This is a genomic window from Teichococcus aerofrigidensis (assembly GCF_054073225.1).
The window spans coordinates 1-22,913 of record NZ_JBSXMU010000024.1 but is presented as its reverse complement, the minus strand read 5'-3'; the positions used below and the strand labels follow the sequence as shown (position 1 = coordinate 22,913).

At 62.0% G+C, this 22,913-nt stretch carries 16 protein-coding genes and 2 pseudogenes; 10 read left to right on the top strand and 8 right to left on the bottom strand.

Annotated elements, in window-relative coordinates; genetic code table 11:
* Positions 1-20 precede the first annotated feature (20 nt).
* From ACVMLK_RS07765 to ACVMLK_RS07735, 7 genes and pseudogenes are all read right to left on the bottom strand, one after another.
* On the bottom strand, positions 21-3,215 hold the full coding sequence (locus ACVMLK_RS07765; RefSeq protein ID WP_457486075.1) for a type I restriction endonuclease subunit R: 3,195 nt from the start codon (positions 3,213-3,215) through the stop codon (positions 21-23).
* A gap of 8 nt (positions 3,216-3,223) precedes the next feature.
* Entirely contained in the window at positions 3,224-3,799 is a 576-nt protein-coding gene (locus ACVMLK_RS07760) for a restriction endonuclease subunit S (protein ID WP_457486099.1), read from the bottom strand.
* A gap of 117 nt (positions 3,800-3,916) precedes the next feature.
* A pseudogene (locus ACVMLK_RS07755) lies at positions 3,917-4,318 on the bottom strand (restriction endonuclease subunit S); the annotation flags it as partial.
* 154 nt (positions 4,319-4,472) lie between these two features.
* Entirely contained in the window at positions 4,473-6,008 is a 1,536-nt protein-coding gene (locus tag ACVMLK_RS07750; RefSeq protein WP_457486074.1) for a type I restriction-modification system subunit M, read from the bottom strand.
* A gap of 4 nt (positions 6,009-6,012) precedes the next feature.
* Entirely contained in the window at positions 6,013-6,537 is a 525-nt protein-coding gene (locus tag ACVMLK_RS07745; protein ID WP_457486073.1) for a hypothetical protein, read from the bottom strand.
* Positions 6,538-6,702: 165 nt separating this feature from the next.
* Positions 6,703-9,198, bottom strand: a complete 2,496-nt coding sequence (locus ACVMLK_RS07740) for a hypothetical protein (RefSeq protein WP_457486072.1) — start codon at positions 9,196-9,198, stop codon at positions 6,703-6,705.
* Positions 9,199-9,529: 331 nt separating this feature from the next.
* Positions 9,530-9,814 (bottom strand): hypothetical protein, encoded by a 285-nt coding sequence (locus ACVMLK_RS07735; protein ID WP_457486071.1) that lies wholly within the window; start codon positions 9,812-9,814, stop codon positions 9,530-9,532.
* 742 nt (positions 9,815-10,556) lie between these two features.
* On the opposite strand from ACVMLK_RS07735, the gene ACVMLK_RS07730 reads away from it, so the two are divergent.
* From ACVMLK_RS07730 to ACVMLK_RS07685, 10 genes and pseudogenes are all read left to right on the top strand, one after another.
* A complete protein-coding gene (locus ACVMLK_RS07730) occupies positions 10,557-10,802 on the top strand; it encodes a hypothetical protein (RefSeq protein ID WP_457486070.1) in 246 nt (81 codons plus the stop codon).
* A gap of 424 nt (positions 10,803-11,226) precedes the next feature.
* Positions 11,227-11,895: a ParA family protein gene (locus tag ACVMLK_RS07725; RefSeq protein ID WP_457486069.1), complete on the top strand. Its 669-nt coding sequence runs from the start codon at positions 11,227-11,229 to the stop codon at positions 11,893-11,895.
* Complete coding sequence (locus ACVMLK_RS07720) at positions 11,892-12,212, top strand: hypothetical protein (RefSeq protein WP_457486068.1); 321 nt, start codon at positions 11,892-11,894, stop codon at positions 12,210-12,212. The genes ACVMLK_RS07725 and ACVMLK_RS07720 overlap by 4 nt, the downstream gene beginning before the upstream one ends.
* A 332-nt stretch (positions 12,213-12,544) precedes the next feature.
* Positions 12,545-13,471 (top strand): replication protein RepA, encoded by a 927-nt coding sequence (locus ACVMLK_RS07715; protein ID WP_457486067.1) that lies wholly within the window; start codon positions 12,545-12,547, stop codon positions 13,469-13,471.
* A 590-nt stretch (positions 13,472-14,061) separates the two neighbouring features.
* Positions 14,062-14,997, top strand: a pseudogene (locus ACVMLK_RS07710) (DDE-type integrase/transposase/recombinase); the annotation flags it as partial.
* Between the two features lie 219 nt (positions 14,998-15,216).
* Entirely contained in the window at positions 15,217-17,271 is a 2,055-nt protein-coding gene (locus tag ACVMLK_RS07705) for an AGE family epimerase/isomerase (RefSeq protein ID WP_457486066.1), read from the top strand.
* A gap of 1 nt (position 17,272) precedes the next feature.
* Positions 17,273-17,977, top strand: a complete 705-nt coding sequence (locus tag ACVMLK_RS07700) for a DJ-1/PfpI family protein (protein WP_457486065.1) — start codon at positions 17,273-17,275, stop codon at positions 17,975-17,977.
* Between the two features lie 28 nt (positions 17,978-18,005).
* Positions 18,006-18,917, top strand: coding sequence for a type 1 glutamine amidotransferase domain-containing protein (locus ACVMLK_RS07695; protein WP_457486064.1), 912 nt, complete (start codon positions 18,006-18,008; stop codon positions 18,915-18,917).
* Positions 18,918-18,935: 18 nt separating this feature from the next.
* Entirely contained in the window at positions 18,936-19,085 is a 150-nt protein-coding gene (locus tag ACVMLK_RS07690) for a hypothetical protein (protein ID WP_457486063.1), read from the top strand.
* A 278-nt stretch (positions 19,086-19,363) separates the two neighbouring features.
* Positions 19,364-21,937: an alpha-amylase family glycosyl hydrolase gene (locus tag ACVMLK_RS07685; protein ID WP_457486062.1), complete on the top strand. Its 2,574-nt coding sequence runs from the start codon at positions 19,364-19,366 to the stop codon at positions 21,935-21,937.
* Positions 21,938-22,025: 88 nt separating this feature from the next.
* On the opposite strand, the gene ACVMLK_RS07680 is transcribed toward ACVMLK_RS07685, so the two are convergent.
* A complete protein-coding gene (locus ACVMLK_RS07680; RefSeq protein WP_457486061.1) occupies positions 22,026-22,847 on the bottom strand; it encodes an IS5 family transposase in 822 nt (273 codons plus the stop codon).
* Positions 22,848-22,913: the final 66 nt, after the last annotated feature.

Genomic DNA, 22,913 nt, shown 5'->3' with positions numbered 1-22,913 from the left:
GCGATGAACCGTAGTCGGGATCATGTGGTCCGCGCCCGTGCGACCCGAAGGATCTCCTCGGTCAGCTCGTCCAGTTGCGCCAGCGGCAGCTCGATCCCCTGGGGCTTTAGGCTGTCCCAGAAGTAATCGTCGATCGCATTGATCAGGCCTTTCTGAGCCTCGTCGTTGTTCCAGAAATCGACGATAAGGTGGCCGGCAATGAGGACGGCGATGTCCTTGGCGGTCTGGGCAGCTACTGTCTCACGGGCTGGGTCGCCCTCTCCGTTCGCGAATGCACCCTGCAAGATGCGGTAGTAGGCCTGAGCGTCAGGGTTGTTCGCGATTACCCCAGAAACATCGGCTTTCCCTTTGCCCTGCGCGACATCGCCTGCCACCGCGGTCACCTTGGCCAGGTAGTCCTTCTCCGAAAGTCGCTTCTCCCGATAGGCGGCGATTGTCTCTTCCAGCATCCTGGAGAAGGCCTTGTACAACACAGGGTCCTCGCCGATTTTCTCGGAAATGGTCCTCTTGGTAGCGCTGGCGATGCGATCTGCCTTGGACGCCGCCGAAGTCTTGGTCTCCGCAAGAACGCTCTCGATCGCCTTCGTGTCGGAAATGTTGACGCTCTCGATGATGACCGTGGCCGGGTCGGCGATCACGTGCTTGTCCAGCAGGCCTCGGATCTTCGACTCATAGGCGCTCATGTCGACAGCCTCCTGGTAGCGGATCCGCACCGAGCGCCGTAGCGCGTCGAACCGCTTCCAGTCCTTCGAGAAGGTCCCGAGCTGCTTGTCGCTGAAGACGTCGAAGGTCTTGTCCGAACCGAGCGCGATATGCAGGGATCGGCCGAAGGCCCGCAGCGCATCGTAGAAGACGTCGCGCAGAGCATCGTCGGCGAGGTGGACCTCCATCGCTTCCTGGTCGTACTTGTTCGCCACTCCCTGGAAGCAGTCCCAGACGTCCCCATGCCGCTCGGGCAGCTTGCGGATCTCGCCGCGGACGTCGCGGACGGTATCGTCCAGGTCCTTGTCCTCGAAGCCCTGCAGGGAGCCGTAGGCGGTCAGGGCCTGATCGAGCTCGCCTAGCAGCCCCTCGTAGTCGACAATGAAGCCGAACGGCTTCGGCTTGGCGTCATCCCCGTCAAAAAGCCGGTTCACCCGGGCTACCGCCTGAAGCAGGTTGTGCTCCCTCAGCGACTTGCAGATGTAGAGCACAGTGTTCCGCGGTGCGTCGAAGCCGGTCAGCAGCTTGGACACGACGATCAGGATCTCCGGATCCCCGCTGCCCTTGAAGGCCTCGATGATGGCACGGTTGTATTCCTCCTCCGTGCCATAGGCCTTCATCATCTTGTCCCAGAACTTGCGAACGCTGTCGTTGGAGGCCTCGTCGACGGCGTCGTTGCCCTCCCTGTCGTCGGGCGGCGAGATGACCACCGCGGAGGAGACATGGCCGATGTCGTCCAGGATCTCCTTCATCCGGATTGCCGCGGCCTTGGAAGGCGCGACCAGCTGGGCCTTGAAGCCGGTGCCCTGCCAGGACTTCCGGAAGTGCTCGGAGACGTCGACCGCCTTGGCGTAGAGCGCCTGCTCCGTCTGGGAGAGCAGCTGCATGCGGCTGAACTTCGATCGGAGATCCGCCTTCTGCTGCTCGTTCAGCCCCTCGGACAGCTTGTCGAACCACCCGTCGATGGTCTTGCCCGTCACCTTCTGGTCCACCAGGCGCCCCTCGTAAAGGAGGGGGACGACCGCCCCGTCCTGCACGGCCTGGTTGATCGTGTAGGTGTGGATCATGCCGCCGAACTGAGTGAAGGTGTTTCGCTCCTTCTTCAGCAGCGGCGTCCCGGTGAAGGCGATAAAGCATGCGCGCGAGAGCAGCTGGCGCATGCGGGCGGCGAAGCTCCCGCTCTGGGAGCGGTGGCTCTCATCCACCAGGACGAACAGATCCTCCTCCGTCATGCGCAAGTCGGTCGCCCGGGCCGCGATCTTGAACTTGTTGATGATCGCCGTGATCAGGCGTTCCCCGGCTATCAGCCTGTCGGCCAGGTCCTTACCACTGGCGGCGCGGACCGGCGCCATGTCGCAGGCCCTGAAGGTGGCAGCGATCTGCTTGTCGAGGTCGTCACGGTCCGTGACGATCAACAGCCGCGGTGCTTGGACGGCCCGGTCGAACACCAGCGCCTTGCCGAGCATGACCATGGTCAGGGACTTGCCCGAGCCCTGGGTGTGCCAGATCACGCCGCCGCGGCGGCGCCCCTCCCCATCGCGCTCCCTGATCCGGGCGAGGGTCCTGCGGATGCCGAAGAACTGCTGGTAGCGCGCCACCTTGCGGATGCCGGCGTCGAACACCGTGAAGACCCGGACGAGTTGCAGCAGCCGGTCCGGCCGGCAGAGGGCATACAGGGTCCGGTCCTGCTCGGTCGCCAGGCGCGGTCCCGCGGCGGCGGCCTTCTCGAAATGCGTCCGGAGCCCCGCGAAAGGCCCCGAGAACAGGGCTTTCAGCTGCGCCGCCGGCAGGGGGGTGTTGGCGGCCGCGGTCACCTCGGCCTCGCTGTCCTCCTCGTCCGTCCAGCTCAGCCAGAACTTCTTCGGCGTGCCCGTGGTGGCGTAGCGGGCCTCGCCCGGCTTCGTCGCGATGAGGATCTGGGCGTAGTGGAACAGGGTCGGGATGTTCTCAGGCTTCTGGTAGCCGATGAGCTGGCTGACGCCCTGAGCGACGTCCTCCGTCTGGCCCTTGTTCTCAATGATGACGAAGGGAATGCCGTTGACGAAAAGGACGATGTCGCAGCGGCGCATCTCGGTGGAGGCCGTGCGCTCCACCCGGAACTCGGCCGAGGCGTGGTAGCGGTTGCTGGCGGGATCGTCCCAGTCGATGAAGCGGATCGTGTGGCTCTTGGCGTCGCCGTCAACGACCTTCTGGACTGAGACGCCGAGAATGAGCGTGTCGTAGAGGTCCTGGTTGGTGCCGATGAGGCCCTTCAGCTTGTCGGGCGCGGGCTTCAGCGCGCGGATCGCCTCCTCGGCGTCGGCCGCGTTGAAGCGGTGCTCCACGCCGTAGCGGGTGAAGGCGTTGATCGCCAGGATGCGTTCTGCCAGCACGTCCTCCAGCAGCACGCGCGACAGCTTCCCGCGGCGGGCCTCGACGTCCTGCTGGGCCAGGATCTCGAAGCCGAGCGCAGCCAGAAGCTGGAGGGCCGGGACTTGGCTGGCGGCCTTCTCGGTGGGATCGAAGCCTTCCATGACGCGGCCTAGACCTTCACCCGCCATTCGCCGGTCAGCAGCTTCTGCATCAGGCCACGCTTCTGACGCTTAAGCGCCTCGATTTCCGTTACGATGCCGGTCAACTCGGCCCGTGAGATCTCGATTACGGCGGCAATGGCAGCTTGTTCCGCGGCCTCGGTTGGCAGGGTCAGCTTACCTTGCAGGAAGCGGTCATTGGTGATCGCAATCGTGTTCTTGGCACCCTTCTGAACAAGAGGATGAAGGTAATTGGACGCGGCGATAGGCGCCTCGAAGAGCGTATCGAGAATGGTGCCAAGAGCGTAGGTTGCTGGCGTAAAAACCCCATACAAAGGAGACACGATGACGGGCTTGTCGACCCGACTCTGCTTGATGATGCCGAGGGGGAAATCGCCTGTAGGGCTCTTGGTGTAGACGATGTCGCCCGGCAAAACACGGTTGTAGTGCGCCGTCTGCGCTGCTGCGAAGGAGCGCCCAAGGTGCTCGACCTGGTTCACCAATCCCTTGTGGACCGAGACTGAATACACTTCCTCGGTGCCCGAGCTCACCTGGGCATGTTCATGCAACACCTCGGCGAGGCGCATCTCGCGCCATGGACTCGTATGTCCGGCTAGTCGCGCTCTGCCCGTAAGCAGACGCGTCCGAAGCCATATGCGTCGACGCTGGTTCGCCGCCCGCAAGACCTCCAGCTTCTCAATCGCCTCGTCCCAGGTTCGCAGGATTTCAGCGATCTTTTGCTGCTCAGCAACTGGAGGTAGAGGTACGCGTAGGCTCTTCAGATCCTTCCAATATATCGCAGCCACACTGGTGCTTCCAACGGCGAGATTTTGAACATCTTGTTTTCCGGTGCCTGAACTGAGATAGGCACCGTAAAATGTGGGAACACATTCTTCAGTAAGAGTGATCCTGTTTATATTGTTATCAAACGCAGCGACCCCATATCTTCCACTCCAAACGGCACATTTTCCTACTAGATTAAGCGAGTTTCTTGTGTTGAATAATACGTCTCCATCTCGAACGAGTACACCCTTCTCTCTCGCGGTGCGCTCAGATATTTCTTCTGTACTGCGAAGATCAAATCCACCCCACGTAATATTTCCCATCTTAATAAGGGGCAAGTTGTTTCCTTCTAGATCTATTTCGCGGTCTGCAGTGCCCAACTGAGTTTTCAATACGATAGTCTCTAGCAGCACTTCCGGCCAAGTATTCGCGTTGATTGGCCTAGAAGGCTCTTGAGACCGTGGGGCCAAGAAAGTGTCAGGCATCGACACCAAGCTCCCGCAGATAGCCAGCCATCCTGGTCCGCACCTCCGCCAGACCCTGCTCAATGCGCACTATGTCCCGCTGGACCGCGGCTATGTCGATCTCCTCCTCGGCCTCAAAGGTATCGACGTAACGAGGGATGTTCAGGTTGAAGTCGTTCCCGGCGATCTCGTCGCGGCTGGCGCGGTGGGCGTAGCGGGCCTCCTCCCTCCGCTGGGCGTAGGTTTCCAGCACTCGCGCGACATGCCCCTCCTCCATCACGTTCTGCGTTTTGCCGGGCGTGAAGTCGCGGCTGGCGTCAATGAACAGCACGTCCTTGCGCGCCGCGTTCGCCCCGCCCTGCTCGCGCGACCGGTCGAAGACCAGGATGGCAACGGGGATGCCGGTGGTGGTGAACAGATTGGCCGGCAGGCCGATCACGGCATCAAGTAGGTTCTCCTCGATCAGCTTCTGACGGATGGTGCCCTCGGCCCCGCCGCGGAACAGCACGCCATGTGGCACGATCACCGCCACGCGCCCGCTCTGCCGCTTCGCGATTTCCACCATGTGCGTAATGAAGGCGTAGTCGCCCTTTGACTTCGGCGGGATGCCGCGCCAGTAGCGCTTGAAGACGTCTTCGCCGGCCGACTCCGCGCCCCACTTGTCCAGGCTGAAGGGCGGGTTAGCGACCACCACGTCGAACTTCATGAGCCGGTCGTCCTCGACCAGCGTCGGGTTATTCAGCGTGTCGCACCACTCGATCCGCGCGCTGTCCACGCCGTGGAGGAACATATTCATCCGCGCCAGCGCCCAGGTCGCGCCGTTGGCCTCCTGCCCATAGAGGGAGAAGTTGTTGGAGCCGACTTGCTCCGCCACGCGGATCAGCAGGGAGCCTGAGCCGCAGGCGGGGTCGCAGATGCGATCGCCCGCCTTCGGAGCCGCCAGCGAGGCCAGCAGCTTCGACACGGTGCCCGGCGTGTAGAACTCGCCGGCCTTCTTCCCGGCGTCGGAGGCGAAGCGCGAGATCAGGTAGATGTAGGCCTCGCCGATGGCATCCTCGCTGACGCGGCTGGGCCGCAGGTCGAGCTCGGGCTTGGCGAAGTCCTCCAGCAGGTTGACCAGGCGCCGGTTGCGATCTTTCGTGCGGCCGAGGTTGGGTTCCGAGTTGAAGTCGATATTGCGGAAGACGCCCTCGAGCTTCTTGCGGTTGGTCTCCTCAATCGCCTCCAGGGCGACGTTGATCAGCTCGCCGATGTTCGCTGCGGTGCGGTTCTTGTGGAGGTCATAGAAGCTGTGGCCCACCGGCAGGACGAAGCGCTCGCGGTCCATGCGGCGGCGGATGCGGACCTCCCGGTCCTCGGCGGGAAGGTCCTTGAACTCCTGGCGGTAGGCCTCGGCGTGGTCGTTCCAGACATCGGAGATGTACTTCAGGAACAACATCACCAGGATGTAGTCCTTGTAGTTCGCGGCATCGACAGCGCCCCGGAAGGTGTCGCAGGCTGCCCAGACCGCGTTGTTGATCTGGCTCTGCTTGATCGGATCCGTGCTCACGTCCCTACTCCCCCTGTGGCGAATTCTCGCCGTCAATATGTTCGAAGAAGCTGTCCAGTGCGCGGCGCCGAAGCACCGAAAGCCGGGCATGAAGTTGTCGCTCCTGGTCCGCCATCGCGGCATAGGTCACAGTCGCGCGTTGCCGCGGCGCTGGAGGCACGGGGATGTCGATGTCCTCGACCTCTGCCTTGCCCAGGAACTGGATGGACGATCCGCGTGCCTCGGCCTTCAGCCGCGACCGCACCGGGCCGGTGTTGAGGGCTAGGGCCAGAAAGGCAGGGTCCAGAGCCGGTTCGCGCACTTTGATGATCAGGATCGGCGCCATCACCGCCACCCGCGGCCCGCCGGCAAAATGCACGGCCCGGAACTGACCCCGGCACCGGAAGGCGACATTACCTGGCTGGAGGATGAAGCGGTCAGGCAGGTCGTCGAGATCGGCGCGATGAAGCGCCTCGAAGTCGACGATGCCCTCATCCGACAGGTCGCCAGCCTGGAGGGCGCGGGTCGACGCTGCGTCGTTCGCAGGCAAGGAGCCGCGGAGCGTGTAGCCCGTAGAGATATCGGCGAGTTCACGAAGCCGAGGCATAAATCACTCTGTTTGGTCACAACAGCAGCCTTACCCTGATCACGGTTTCCCTGGAAGCGGCAGACGAAGGCTGGCCCGAACAACCGGGCCTCGCCTTGGTCTTGTCGGCTAGGCCGCGTCGCGCAGCGCGCGCTCCGCAGGCGTCAGCAGCCCGTCATAGACGCAAGCCTCAGTGGGCAGCGGGGCCCGCCCGCCCATCGCACCCATCCTGACGTAAGACCGCAGCGGCAGTGCGATGGCCTGCACCTGCCACCGGCCCGGCGTCGTGGTGTCGGTGACGATGTTGCCGGCGGTGTCGACCTTGGCCATGCCGAGCTGGGGGTCGAGGTGGCCGCCAGACGGGCCCTGCCCCTGCTTCTGGCCGCGACCGAGGCCGCGGCCGCTGGTGCCGCCACGGCCGACCGCATCGACGGGGCGGAAGGTGAAGTGTACCTTGTCCTTGTCGTCGCGGAGGAAACCCACCGTCGTCCGGGTCTCAGCACCGGTCCGGGGGTCACGACTGATCCGTTCGACGGCGTCACGAGGCTTGGCCGCCAACACGATGTCCTCCGGCGCGATATCGGGCAGCAGGGCGGCGCGCCGAACCGGGTCGGCCAGCGCGATCTCCACTTCGGCGAAGCCCGAGCCGGTGTAGATTGCGCCACGGCGGCCGCCCTTGCTGGCACGCCGGGGGCGCATGATGGGTCCGTCGGGGATGAGGCCGGCCACAACCTGCGTGTCGAGATCACTGAAGAAGGTGGCGTCGAGCACGGGGTCCACGCCGCGGCGCAGGACTACCTGGTCGGTGGTGCGGATCCCCGCCCGCGCGTCGACCAGCTTGACGTGCGTGGCCGGTTTCAGCGCCCATGGCATTCCCGCGGCGATCGCCCGGGCGTAAGCCGTGTTCTCCTCTGACATCACCACCAGGGTGTCCTTGCCATAGCCGCAGGCGCGGCCCAGCAGCCCCTGGAGCAGGGCATTCTGCGTGCTGCTCTTCTGCGTCAGGTCGACGAAGTATCGGACCTGCCGCGGGAAGGCGTCGCCCATACGGGCTTTCGACGTCACCGGGATCAGGAAGCTCCTGTCCGGGTGGGCGCGGCGCCGAATCGCGTCGCGCACGGTCATGCCCTTGTTCTCGTCGCCGAACCAGCCGATCTGCTCGATGCTGGCCTGGGGCAGGTTCATCGCGCGCAGCAGCGTCTCGGTCGCGGTATTGTCGTTCAGGCCGCGGAGGCAGATGCCGACGGGACCGATGTTCTGGGCCTCGCCGACCTGCACCAGGTGCAGCACGAGGTCACGCAAGGCCGTGGCACAGGCGGCTTGGTAGTCGGCATGCTGGCCGACATAGCCGACCTTCGCGGCATAACGGCGGAAGCGGTCCACCCGTGAATACGCATCGAGCCGGACGTGCTGCAGGAAAGCGTTGCCCGCCGGCCCTGCCATTTCACTGAACGAGTGCATCTGCGGCGGGCGGATGGTCGCCGTGTGATCGATCCTGTGCCCGTTGAACCAGTTGAAGCCCCGATAAGTCGGGCCAAGCTTCTGGTGGACCTGCCAGACCTCGGACACGCCGCCGAGCTCGTAAGGGGTGGCCGACATCCCGACGAACCGCGGGAAATCATCCGGCCGCATGCCCTTGATTTCCCGGCGCAGCACCTTGACGAGCTGCAGCAGCACGCAGTCCTTCAATTTGGGAAGCTGGCCGGGCTTCTTCTCCACCCGGTTGCCCGCGCCCCACTGGGGCTCGTCGATGATGAAGATTGGCGCGAAGCCCTGCTTGTGCATGCGCTTGCACATGCCGACGATCTCGTTGAGGACCGAACCCCGGATGCGCTTCTTCACCAGTTCGTCCACCGTCGGCGCCTTCCAGTGGACTTCGCGGGCCGGGAGGAGCACCTGGTTGCGGTAGGTCGCGAGGTTCGGCGACAGCTCAAAGGCGGCGTCCAGGGTAGCGCCGGACCGCATCTGCCGGAGGGTGCAGGCGCGCTCGTCAAACCTGAACTGAAGGTCCTGGTAGTAGGACAGGAAGGTTGTGAACTCGTCCCGCGCCTGGTTCTCGTGCGCGTTCTGCGAGGTGGTCAGATAGACCGGGAAGAGTTTGATCCCGTTCACCACGTAGTTCACCGGGCCCATGAAGTTCAGGGCCAGCGAGGTCGTGGTCTTTCCCGACTGCATCGCGCCGATGATGAGGCCGGCTTGGTCTGGGTTTTCGATGATACGATGCATGGCCTCGACGGCCGTGCAGATCTGCTCGGCGTGGAGAACGCCGCTGCGGTCATCCAGGTCCGCGAAGCGGATGGCTCGCCCGATGTCCCCGCCCTTGCGGACACTGTCGATGGCGGGGCCGGCATCGACGGCGATGCCCATGCCGAGGCGCACGAACTGGGCGGTCAGTGTGGCGGCGACCTGCTCCAGGTGATCACAGAAGTCGTCGATCTTCGCGGCGAGCGCCAGCTGCTCAGGGGTCCGCGGCCGCACCTTTGCCTTTAGCGAAACGGCTTCGGCGACTGGAGCAACTCTGCCCGGACAGCGACCTTCCACGCTCACCTCCTCGGGCTCCGCATTAAGGTGTTCGAACTGACCCTCGCCCTGGGCCGTGATCGGATGATCATCAGGTCTGTCCATGCCTTCCACTTCCGTGCCTCCCACTGTGAACAAGGGCCAATAGCCACATTACCCTGTCATTAAAAAATGCTGTTACCGCCTAACAGCATTATGAAGTCATACTTAGCAGAGGATAACAATGAAAATCTGTTTCCGTAAAACAGCTTAATTTAAAGGCCTGGGGCTGTGGATTTCGGTGGTGTTCAGCGCTGCTCCCTGCCGTGCCGCTGGAGGTTCGTGAGAGATGTCATGGGGGTGGAGCGCGGATCGCCAGGCCGCAGCTGTCGAGTGTGTGTCGAACCGTTCGTGATATGCCGTGTGCTGACGGTCGGCTGCCCTCCTCCGCTCGTGACTAGCTGCCTGGTTGTGAGACGGCCTTGGCGCCCTCGACGATGAGGCGGGCCTTGGCGATGTCTGCTGGCCCAGCCAGTCCTTCAGGCTCGCCACGAGCGAGCCGACGGCAGGCTTTCAGGTCCTTAGCGACGACTTGGTCAGGTGTTTTGCCGTCGAAGACCCGCTGGCGGTGGGCATGGTAGGTAGCATTAAAGCCTCGCAGCAGCTGCTCCAGCCGCTGATGGGAGGAGATGATAATGCCGAGCACCTCGCTGCCGACCCGGCCATTAAACCGCTCGGCCATCCCGTTATCCGGCATGATGCGCTTGGTGCCTCGATGTTTCTGCTGATCCTGAGCAGACCAGCATTATGGTGAGCCCATCCGGGACATGGGGCACCGGGAGCACGCAAGTGCGGGCAGGCCGTCGCATAGACCATGGGCTGAGAGCCCGATCCATTATCTGGCCGCCCCTGCGGCTCGCCCGGATGCGCTGCGAGCGCGGATTTGTAGTTGCCGTGCCGCCCGCCGGCTCCCGTGACGTAGAACAGGATGGCAAGGAGGCAGGCCGATGAGAGTCGTGGGACTGGATATCCACCCTGTCTTCGCCGAGGCGGTGATGCTGGATGACGGTAAGGTCGTCCGGCTCGGGCGGGTTGGACAAAGGCATCACCAATGCCATCACGACGGAACCACAACGCAACACAGCGTCATGCGGAAGTCTAAGCGGGCCAAGCATCGAGGTTAGGAGCCCGGTGCCGGGCCTGACCACCGCAGTTCGATCGAGGAACCGACGATAGCGATCAGCACCACCATACCCGCGGAAACTTTTCAAAAGTTTTCTCTTGAGTATCTTTTAAGATTACTTCAACGATGCTCCATCAACAGAGCGTTTCCGGAGGATTTTATGGCGCTTGGAGCAATCTCTCAGGAAAGGCGGGATGGCCCTTTAACAGAACAGGTTCGGGACCGCCTGCAGGTAGTCCGGAGGACTAGGCACTGGACGCTCAAGGAGTTGGGGGCGGCCTTCGGGCTGAGCGGCCCGTTCATGAGCAACCTCTTGCGCGATCCGCTGCCCGCGAACATTCGCAGCAGCCGCATGCCGGCCTTCATGCACCGCTTGGCGGAACTGGAGGCGGAAGATCGGGGCGAGCCGCCTGTCCAAGGGCTGTTCGACAAGCAGCCGTCGCCGGCAGCAGAGCAGGATAGCGGCGAAGGCTGGTTGGAGGCGATGGTGCGTGAGGCGCACCGGCGCGGCTTTGAAATCGTCGTCCGCCCCTTGAAGAAGGATTGAGACGAAATGGAGATTGGGGGGGCGGTCATCCGCTCTCCCCTTTCTCATTATTGCCAGGTCGCCTTCTTCGCCTCAGAATTGCCTGCGGTAATCCCGGCTTTTCAGATCACGCGACGTGCTGCCGGGCCATCTTGACCACACTGATGCTGGACGGCGTGCTCTACCGTCTGTCGGTCTTGGAGAATGGGCAGCGGTATACAAACTGCGCTAACCGGTTGAGCCAAACACCCTTCGAAGCAGCCTGCGTTCAGCGGAGCGGCCCAGCCTCTCTGAGGAAGCTGGCAAAATGCTCTATTCTAAATGGGCGAGCAAAAGGACAGGTCGCTATCCCCGCTATCCGTCTATCCCCATTTCCCTCTTGCCCTCGCTATGTCCCTATCCCCCAAGTCGCGGCTATGGGGGTAGCTGCCGTCTAAGGGGGTAGATGGCTATGGGGAATATTCTAACTGTTGCCTCAGGCAAGGGCGGCTGTGCCAAGACAACCACCGTGATGATTCTGGCGGCCAGTCTGGCGGCCCAGGGCTTCAAGGTGGCCGTGGTCGACGCGGACCGGAACCAGAGCTTCGCCGGGTGGCATGCCGCGGCCTACGAGGGCCCTCCCCTCACCTGCCGCAGTGAGGTGGACCACATTAAGGTGGTCGACCTAGCGGCCGAGCTGGCGGAGAACCACGACGTGGTCCTGGTGGATACGGCCGGCTTCGAGAACCTGACCGCCGCCTCCGCCATCGGCATGGCTGACCACGTCCTTATCCCCTGCATGCCCGACCGCGGCAGTGTCCTAGAGACGATGCGGACCAGCCAGCAGGTTGGTAGCCTCTCTAGGGCGGCTAGACGGTCTATCCCCTATAGCGTGGTCCTCACCCGTTGGAAGCCGCGGGGCCTCTCAGAGCGTGCCACGCTGGAGAGCCTCCAGGAGGAGAAGATCAGCCCCCTTCAGCAATCCTTCGGGGACCTGGCCGACTTCGCGAAGATGTCCTTCAGCGGCATGGTGCCGATCTCCGGCAAGGTGGGGCAACAGGCCGCTAGCCTGATAGCTGAGCTAGCCACCAAAGGGGCTATCCCCCGTACTCCTGCTAAGGGCCTATCCGCATGAGCAGCTTCAAGCCCAAGCGTGTGAGCGGCGCAGATCTGGCGGCGCAGATCTCCGACGCCACCCGGAACACGCCTGCCGCAGTCGTCACCCACATCCGTCCTGAACCGTCGCCTGCGTCTCCTGCGGTCGAGGCCGCCAATACCCAGGTCAACTTCAAGGTCACGGCAGCCTTCGCGGATCTGATCGCGGAGGAGGCCGCCAAGGCGGGCAGCACGCGGCGTTTCTTCGCCCGTCTCATGCGGGACGCGGGGTATGCGGTTCCGGAAGCGGACGTGAACCCGCCGGAAGGGCGGCGTAGGGGGCGTAGAGGGGACTAGGCGGGAAGAGGGTATAGACGGATACTCCGCTGCTTCCACTAGTGGCCCATAGCTGGCGCGTGGAGTCGCTCGACCCAACTGTGCCTTCTTGCGAGCGGGATGGTTCACTAGCCCACAGCCGAAGTGTGGCTTCTTGCGATGAAAGCGTGCCTTCTTGCGAGGGGTGCTCATCCAGAATCAAACGCTTCGGGAGTTATCCCGTGGCTTCTTGCGAGCAAACTAATAGAAATATCTATCCAATAGTCTCATCGCAAAACCGCACAGGGACGGCGCGGCTCCGGCTGTGGCAATAACGGAGGAGGCTGGCGAACGGCGACAGGGGCAGCCTTGCCATGGGCACAGTGCACGAGTTGCTGGAGACGAAGGGAAAGACCGGCGCCATCCAAGCTGGGGTAGACCGGACCATCGTTGAGGCCGCAAGCGTCTACATGGCGGACGAGGACGGCAGCCTCGGCTTTGCCTTCAGTGGGTGGGCCCAGTGCGCCCTACCGCATCGTCGCCTTGGGCCAAGCGATCGCTGGGAGATTGCTGGGGAGCGGGTGAGGCTCGTCGTTGAGCCCGGCCTCCGCCCGTCCGAGAATGATGGCCCTATGGAGCACGTGGGCGTGCCCTACGGCTCGGTCGCCCGACTGATCCTGCTGTTCCTGCAAACGGAGGCGCTTCGGACTGGCTCGCGAGAGATCGAGTTGGGAGGCAGCCTGCGGCAGTGGCTCTCTCGGCTGGGTGCCAGCATCGGGGGCTCGAATGCGCGTGCCGTTCGTGACCAAGCCGAGCGCATCAGCCGGTGCCGCCTGACCTTCCACATCCAGGGTTCGGGCAAAGTCGGGCTAGTTAACCAGAGCATCGTCGACCGGGCGCTGTTCATCGACGACGAGGTGGCTGGACGCCAGGGGCGACTCTCGCTGGAGACAGCGAAGCTGAGCGAGGGGTTCTTCGAGCAGCTCCAAAAGCATCCTGTGCCGCTGGAGGAGGCCGCAATCCGGGCGATCAGCAACAACCCGGCCGCTCTCGACGCATATCTCTGGCTGGCCTACCGGCTGCATGTGCTTTCTGGCGATAAGCTCATCACGTGGAAGGCGCTCAAGGCGCAGTTCGGCGCTGGCTATAAGGAGCTGTTCCACTTCAAACCGCGCTTCACGCACGCACTGAACCTCGCCGCCGCGGTCTACCCCAAGGCCAAGATCGAGGTGGTGGACCAAGGGGTCATCCTGAAGCCGTCGCCGCCACCAGTGCCTTATAAGCACGCCGCGATCCGCTAGCAGATGGGCATCACAAAAAGGCACACCTGAGCCTCGTTCGTGTCCTGCCCGCAAGACAGGCTGGTTTACCTAGAGCGTGATCTTATCCACCCTACGCTACACGCCCGTGGGCCATCCATTGCGAGAACTGGCCGGAGACTGATGAAGCGGCCGAACACATTGGAGTAGATCCTGCGGGGCCATGGGAGATCAGAAGGCCTGCCACAGGCGCTGCCGTGGAGGGGGAGGGGAGGGCTGCTCATGGAGCCGCCCGGTGCTCCCAACAGTATCTTGAATCCAGTCCTTCTTAGACCAAGCACACAAGACATTACGCACAGGTCGCGCTTCAAGCCCAGCCCGGCCCGAACGTTGCCATTTTGGGCTTGCCCTTAAGATATCCGGTAAGCGCTGATTATCAGATCGAAGAAAGCTGAAGGCAGGGTGGGGGTAGGGGGCTCTCCCTGGTCCTGGCCATAGAGGCGCTGGCCGTAGCATTATCACGTCGTTGAGCGCTAGCTGTTCAGTCGCGGAACATTGTTGGAACCCTGTCGGGCTGGCCATTGTAGATTACGCCTACCGCTTCGAGCGCTTGAAGAGCGTCGTTTAGGGAGGAGTCCTCGGGCGTGCTGGCCCGGCGCTTCGGGGTGAGCAGCAAGACCATCCGCAAGTGGCGCAAGCGAGGACCTTCGGACTGCCTGGATCATTTTGCCCGGCCTCATAAGCTGCCCTGGAAGGCGACGTATGAGGAGCGCGCAGTGGTCTGCGCCCTGCGGCGGGCCACTAACTTCGCCCTCGACGACCTCACCTTCGTCGTGACCCACTTCTTGCCCCACCTGAACCGCGACAGCATCTGGCGGATCCTCTGGGCCGAGAGCTTGAACCGCCGTCCACCACCCACCTCCGGCAGGCCGGTGCGTGGCAAGGGCACTTTCCGGGACTACGATCTCGGCTTCGTCCACATCGACATCAAGCACCTGCCCAAGCTGCAGACCGCCAATGGCGAGCGCCGCAAGCGCTACCTCTATGTCGCCATTGACCGCAGGTCCCGCTCCGTCCACCTGGCCGTCAAGGATGATGAGACCGAACGCAGCGCCATCGCCTTTCTCCGCGAGGCGGCCAAGGCCTTCCCGTTCCGCCTCACACACGTCCTGACCGACAACGGCAGCTGCTTCACACCAGCCTTCGCCCGCGTCTGCGCCGAACTCGGCGCCGAGTATCGTCACACGCGGCCCTACTCACCGCAGACGAATGGCACGGTAGAAAAGTTCAACGGCCGGATTGGCAGCGAGGTGCTGGGCATCACCATCTGGTCGCACGCCCAACTCGAGCAGCTGCTCCGCGGCTTCAACGCCGCTTACAATGCCCGCCGCCAGCGCGTACTCGACGGCAAGACACCCGACCAAGTCGTCAGGGAGCGCCTCCGGGCCCGACGAAAGCTCGCCCGACCCAAATCCGAAACACCTGAGTGCCGCGCCGGGCCAGAGGACGTCGCCCGCGCACGCCTTATTGCTGAGGATGCCAAGGAGATCTCACAACCGGACAGTTAGCCATGGTGCACCTGCGATGAAGGCGCCGGTTTCAAACTGTTCGGTTCCATCGCCGCATTAATGTTGCCGAAACGAACAAGTTTCGATTTTATAATGAAGGGGCTAACCTGATTGAGGCTTTTGAGGCCGGAGCCATCCGGTTCGAGGAGGCTACCTGCACACTAGCTCCTCGGAACTTTATACCGGTCATGATCCCTATGTCTAAGCTGGAGATAGCCGATGTCTAGCTCTCAGTACCAGAAGAACTCTACGCAAAGCATCTCGTTGCTGGGGATCGTTAAGAGCGTTGATCCGGACGATTGGGCTTTTACTCTGCGCTGCCGTAGCGGCGACACCTACAAGTTGCAGGTGAATGTCGAGACCAGCTTCTCGGTAGTGCGCAACATGGACGATCTCGACCTTGACCGTGTCCAGAGCCCACCGAACTATGATGCTGCCAACGTCGCGGCCAGGATCGGCAAATACATCAAAACCAACACGCTCATCGCCGTGCAGGGCATCGAGATCAAGGCGGAGGGGACCGTCTGGTTTCACGCTCGCACCGTCACCCTGATGAGCAGCCAGGAAGGTGAGTTTGTCTTTGAAAGCACGCACTGGTGGCTGACTCAGATCGCAACCTTCGCCGACGAATGGCTTGACGACCTCTTCGGCGATCGGCGGACCTATGAGTGGGACGATTTCGCCGCACTGTACCGCACAAACCTTAACATCCTGGGCCAGCCGCTCGACGACACAATCCAAGAATGCGCGACCCTGTCGCGTCTTATTTACGGCCTTTCTTCCTGTTACTTGCTCACGGGCGGCGAACGCTATCTTTTGGCGGCCAAGGCCGGGGTTAAATATCAACGCCAGACCTTTCGCAGCCTCAGCCACGACGGCCGCTACTGCTTCTGGCATTTCGGCAAGCGCAAGCGCGACCGCGGCGCCGTCATGATCATGCCGTCCGAAAATCCCGACGACCGGGGATCGATCCCGCTTTATGAGCAGATATATGCACTTGCCGGCATGTGCCAATACTATCGGATCACGCAGGATTGGGAGGTGCTGGAGGACGTTGCTCGGACGATCCGCACGTTTCAGGACTATTATCTTGACGACCCGAAATTTGGCTACACCGGCGCAGGCGGATATTTCTCGCACATCGACTATGCCACGCGTCGCCCTAACGCCGATTCTCTCGGCAACAACAAGATGCGCAAGAACTGGAATTCGATCGGCGATCACATTCCAGCCTATCTGATCAACCTGATCCTGGCGCTGGATCCTCTACCGGAAGGTAGCAAGGACCGCGCCATGTGCGAGGAGCTACTGGAAACCTGCCGATCGATACTCGACACGACGACCAATTTCATTCTGACCAAATTTCCCGACCCGAACAGCAAATTCGTCAACGAGCGCTTCCACGCCAATTGGGATGTGGATGACAAATGGGGGTGGCAGCAGAATCGGGGCATCGTCGGGCACAATTTCAAGATCGCCTGGAACATGACCCGCGTGGCGAACTTCTACCGGGCAGAGGCGGCACGTCTGGCTGCCAAAAGACCAAGTGAGGCGCAGGCGCTTGTCGACCGCGCATTGGAGTTCGAAAAGCTTGCCCTGACGCTTGCCAAGAACATGACCGATGCCGGGATCGATCAGCTGCGTGGCGGCTGCTTCGATGCGGTGGAACGCAGTCCCGCGGGCGGGCTGCCCATCGATTTCGCCTGGGGCAATACCAAGGATTTCTGGCAGCAGGAGCAGGCGATCCTCGCCTATCTGATTGTCTATGGTACCACCAAGGACCCGGAACATTTGGCGCTGGCACGCGAGATGATGAGCTTCTGGAACCTCTATTTCCTCGACCACGACAATCGCGGCGTCTTCTTCCGCACTACCGATGCCGGCGTGCCCGTAATCCAGGGCAACTATTCGCAAAAGGCCGCTCACGCCGTCGCTGGCTATCACAGCTTCGAGCTCAACTACCTCGCTCACGTTTATCTGAGAGTCTATGCGCGCCCCCACGCCAAGCCTCGCACGCTCACCGGGAAAGCCGGGTTTCCGGTCGACGACCAGAATTTCTGCCTCTATTTCCAGCCGGACCTGAGCAGCGGCCGCCGGACCCTCAATGTGCTGCCCGACTTTCTGCCGCCAAATGCCGTGAAGGTCAGCCGCATCACCATCGGCGGCGTGCCGCGTGCCAGCATCGACGAGGACAATTTCCAGATCGAGCTCGATGCGGACGAACTGGGCCTGCAGATTGTCGTCGAATTTCAACCGCAATCACCGGGATCTTGAGATGGCCCATTTCACCACGGCCGCCGCTCTCAAGGACGTACCGCGCATCAATGGGGCCCGTGTGGCCGTCGTCCTGGAGCATAAGTTCATCCCCGACGAGGTCGCCGCCTATCTGAGCGGCTTCGCGCTGCTCGGCGCCGAGGTCGAGCTCGTCTCGCGGATCTGGTGGGGCGACTTCAAGCCGGAGAAGACGCTATTCTACGGCGACATCGATCCTAACGACAACGAGCCCTGGCAGGCGCCGGACACGGTGAACGTGAGCCGCGATGTCTCGCAGACGACACCCGCCGACTATGACGCTGTGATCATGGCAGCGAACTATACGAGCGTTCGCCTTCGCTATGTGGCCCTGAAGCCATTTCACGAGCTGACCCCGGCAGATATCAACGCTTTCGACTACCACGCGCATGTCAAGCAGGCGCCGATGGTCCAGTTCTTCGCTGACGCGATGGCGAACAAGAAGGTGGTCAAGGGCCTGCTCTGCCACGGCCTGTGGATTCTCACGCCCAATCCCAGGCTCCTGCGCGGCCGCAAGGTCATCTGCCACACGGTGGTGATGGCGGACATCGTCAATTGCGGTGCGCACATCACGCTGACCAATGATGGCGTGGTCGTCGATGAAGATCTCGTTACCGGCTTCAGCAGGTACGAAACGCTCCCGTTCATCGCGGCCATCGCGCGGCAGGTCGCCGCACGCCGGCCCTGAAAGGCATTACCAGCAAAGGAGGACGTCCATGCGCAAAATTCTGATCGCGCTGTCGGAATGGGGTTTCTGGGGGGAGGAACTGATCGGTCCGCTCGAAACGTTCGACGATCAGGGATATGAGTCGATCTTCTGCACGCCGACTGGCCTTAGGCCCCGCGCGCTGCCGCCCAGCATGGACCCGAACTATATCGATCCGCCGCTCGGTAAGTCCGTTACCTCGGCGGAAATGGCCGACAAGGTCAAGGCCATCGACAACCCGTCGAACCAGCGGCTCGAGGAACCCGTCTCACTCGCCACTTGGTTTCCGGAGCGTCCCTATTGGAGCGGCCGCACCGACGACGGCACGGGTCGCGCCACGACGGACAATGGCTCGAGCGAGATCCTAGCGTTGTGGGAGGAATATTACCGCGAACGCGCACGGGCGCAGAAGAACGCGACCGACGCCCATGACGCCCTGCTGCTCGTCGGCGGCAGCGGGCCAATGATAGACATGGTGAACAACTACCGCGTCCACGACCTCATCCTTGGCTTCCTCGATGCAGGGAAGCCGATCGGCGCAGAATGCTATGGCGTCGCCTGCCTTGCGCAGGCGCGCGAATATTCGCTGCGTAAAAGCATCATCTGGGGGAAGCACGTCACCGGACATGCAATCGAGTACGACTATCGCAACAATACCGGCGTGCTGCGGCAAGGGACCAACGAAGTACTGCTCGATCGCGAGGGCGGGTTCGTCAACCTCGGTCCGCCCTTTTACACGCTCGAGTATATCCTGCGTGACGCAGTCGGACCTGATGGCCAGTTCCACGGCAATGTCGGCAGGGAGACATCGGTCATCGTGGACTATCCGTTCATCACCGGCCGCTCGACACCGGATTCCTACATGACCGGCGCGAAGATGGTGGAGGCGCTGGAGAATGGGCTGAAGCGCTTTGGCTGGTAGCCAGCGGGAACCGAGGGGATGAGCAGCACCAGCGGTCGCCTCGCAATTCTGCGCCAGCTGAAGGCCGGAGGCATCGTATGCCTGTTCGGCAATCTGCGGACGTTGGGGCAAAACCTAGTCGATGGTCTCCAGGATTCCGAGTTCACCGAGCTGCTTGATGGCCCCTAGTTTCGTCCCAGTTCCTAACTGCTCGTCAATTCCGATTACAATAGGCTCTGCGCCTGGCGCACGGTTGCTGGTGTGGGCGGAACGGCCGCTCCTCTAGGGCTACTGTGGCGATACGTTCGGTGAGCGAGGAAGACCTATACACGCCGAGCGACCGGAAGAAATTACGCCTGCCCTCGACTCTGGGCTCCTGAACATGAACGAGCGTTTCCTGATCGATTTCGTTCTGACCGGTGAGTCATATTCGCCCAGCCATCGCCAATCCATGAAAGGACTACAAGATGGCCACCACTTCTGTCCGGTTCATGTATTCCAGCGGCGTGATCGGCGATGTGTTGCCTGGAACACGGGCACGGCTGCACGGCAGTTGGGACGGCGCGGGACTTTACTCCGACCACTGGTCAATCATCGATATGGCCCGCGGCAGTACTGACGGCTCTGTCTCGTTCCACGCCGTCGTCGCCCTCGATATTGTTGGGCAAGGCACTTGGTTCCGTTGGGGCGTCTCATTTGTCCATCCGGATGGAAGCGAGACATGGGCGATCGTTACTGAGGTCAAGGATCAGACATCGCGCGAGCGTGTCCGGATCTTTCAATTGTCCGATCAGCCGCAGACGGAGGCTTATTACCTAACGCATTGCACGCGCCTGGGCGCCAACAGGGTCTGTGGAGCGGCCGGACGCGATGGCATCCGCTTCGCCGTGTGGGCGCCCAATGCCCTGTCCGTCGAACTGGTGTTCGGGACGGTCTGGGATCGCAAGGATCCTGCGCGCGCGCCGGCGAGCGATAGCCTGCCATTCGCCGACATCGCCGGCGGCTATATCGCTAACGACGGCACCGGGCTCAGCCCGGACATTGGCCCCATCTCGATGCGGTCGATCGGAGAAGGCGTGTGGGAAACCGCACTGGACGATCCCGCCCTCGGCGACTTCGCCGCGCTCGACCACAAGCCCTACATGTATCGCATCACGCGCGATGACGGATCGGTCGCCTATTGCACCGATCTCTATTCACGCTGCCAGATCGGATATGGCGCCTTCAACCCGCAGGGCGCTCGCTATGCCGGCCTGCTGTCGGATCTGGACGGCACGGTCAGTTGCTCGGTCGTCATCGATCCGACGCGCGTCACGCGCTATTTTACCGAGGAGCCACCCTATTTGGTCGAGCCGCCCGGTGTGGAGCGCGTCTGGCCCGAGCGTCACTTCATTCCGCAGACCGACTTCTGGCAGGACGAGTTCGGTCCGTTAAAGCCGCCATCGCGGGTCGAGGATTTAATCATCTACCAGCTTCATCTTGGGGCGCTGGGTTTCGGCAGCGCGCGGCCGGGCACGCTTCAAGACGCCATAGACCAGCTCGATCATTTAGTCTACGCGGGCTTCAATGCCGTTGAACTGTTGCCTATGTCAGAGTTTGGGGGACGAGGGGAGAATTGGGGCTATGCCACGTCCCACTATTTTGCGATCGAGTACAGTGGCGGCGGCCGCGACCAGTTCAAGTTTTTCGTTAAGGAGGCGCACAGACGCGGTGTCGCCGTGATCATGGATGTCGTCTTCAACCACTTCGTGCACGATGCAGGTCGCGCGCAGTGGCTGTTCGACACGGCTTCACACAATCACAACTGCTATTACTGGTACGAAGGAACTCCCTCTCAATATGCCAGCCCAGACGGCGGTTATGTCGACAATCTATCGACAGCCTTCGCCCCTCGCTACCACGAGGAGATGGTGCGCAAGCTATTCATCAGCGGCGCGGCAGCCCTCATCCACGAATTCCATGTCGACGGCCTACGCGTAGACCAGACTACCTCGATCCACGAATATAATCATCTGCACGAGGCTGCCATTTCGGGTTCGTGGGTGACCGTGCCAGCGGCGAATGCTTTTGGGGCTAAGTTGCTGCGTGAGCTCGGGTGCACACTGCGAATGCTGAAGCCCAATGTCATCCTTATGGCCGAGGACCACTCCATCCGAGAGGACGTGACTATGCCGGTCGAGGCTGGGGGCATGGGCTTCGATGCACGTTGGTACGCCGATTTTTGCCACCATCTCGCCGGCGATACGAACAAAGGCAATGATTACGCCAAACTTATTTGGAGTGCGAGCCAGTCGCTGAGCGGCCAGCCTCTTAGGATGGACTATTTTGCGGATGCGATACGGACCACGGGTGCGAGGAAGGTCGTTTACGTCGACTCCCATGATGAGGCGGGGAATAGCAAGGGGCCGCTGTTCGATCCAGAATGGGACCAAGTCCGTGACCCGGAGAAGCAATTTACATCCCATCGTGGGATCGTCGTTGGTGCTGGCGGTGCGCCTCTGTTCGGCGATACGCGCCTTTATGCCGAAGCGCGCTGCCGTTTCGCCTACGGACTCACGGCGCTATCTGCTGGAACACCGATGGTATTCTTCGGCGAGGAGGTAGGTGCTGAGAAACGCTTCAAATATAATGATGTGCTTGCTAGCCGGGAAGATATAGACCTGCTTCGCTATACGAGCGGGGCCGCTTTGTTTCGCTTCTATCGCGGCGTAAATCGTCTACGGCTTGGGTCGCCTGCGCTCAGGAGCAGGAACATCGCGGTCATCCATAGCTCAAATGAGAATAGGGTGACCGCCTTCTGTCGTTGGCAGGAGCAAGAGGTTTATTTAATTGTGGCAAGCCTCCGCGATCTGCCTTTTGATAATGGCTATGTGCTCTCGGACTGGCGCTTAGGTGGGCGATGGCGGGAGGTACTGAATAGCGATTCCGCTGATTATGGCGGTCGCAACATTGGCAATGCCAGTGGTGTCATCAAAGGCATCGACGGGAATCTAAACCTTCGCCTACCCGCTGTCGGCATTATCGTTCTTAAGCTTGAATAAACCTAAGCCGTGACTTTTGCGGTGAGGGGAAGGGATAGTGCTATGCGCGGATTCGCCTAAGTGCGCCTAAGTGCCCGTTTGAGAATGGTCATGGATGGGCGATGCGCCTGATGAGGAGCGCCCCCATGCTGACGTGGATCATGGCTTCGGAAACGTCACAGCGTCGTTCGTAGTCGCGGACCAGGCGGCGCCAGCGGGTCATCCAGCCGAAGGTCCTCTCCACCACCCAGCGGCGCGGCAGAACTTGAAAGCCTTGCTGGTCTGCTAGCTTGCGCACGACCTCGATGACGAAGTCATGGTAGGCTGCAGCACTCATCAGCTTGCCGCGGTCATAGGCGCCGTCAGCGAACAGGTGCTTTAGCCAGGGCCAGCGCTTGCGGATCGCCTTGACGATCTGCTCGGCCCCGGCTGCGTCCTGCACGTCGGCCGCTGTTAGGTTGACCATCAGCAGACGGCCATCGGTATCCACCGCGATGTGGCGCTTGCGGCCCTTGAGGCGCTTGGCGGCGTCAAAGCCACCACCGCCCGGCACATGGGGCGACTTGATTGTCTGGCTGTCCAGAACTCCGGCGGAAGGGCTGGCCTCGCGCCCGACCCGCTCACGATCCAGCATCAGCGCGATGTTGTGCAAAGTGGCGAACAGGAACCGCCGTGCCAGCCGCCGGAACCACCAGTAGATCGTCTGCCATGGCCCGAAATGGACCGGCAGCATGCGCCAGCCACACCCTGACCGTGCCAGGTAGCGGATCGCATTCAGGACCTCGCGCAGGTCAACGCCTGGCCGCCTGCCGCGGGCGCTGCTGGGCGGCAGCAGCGCCCGAATGACCTGCCATTCCTGATCGGTCAGGTCCGTCGGATAGCGGCGCCGCTCAAACCCTGCCTGCCGTGCGCGATGTTCCTTGGTCCACATCCAGCCCATCTGGGCACGCGAGGATGCACAAACACCTCACCCGGAGCATTCTCAAACGGGCTCTAA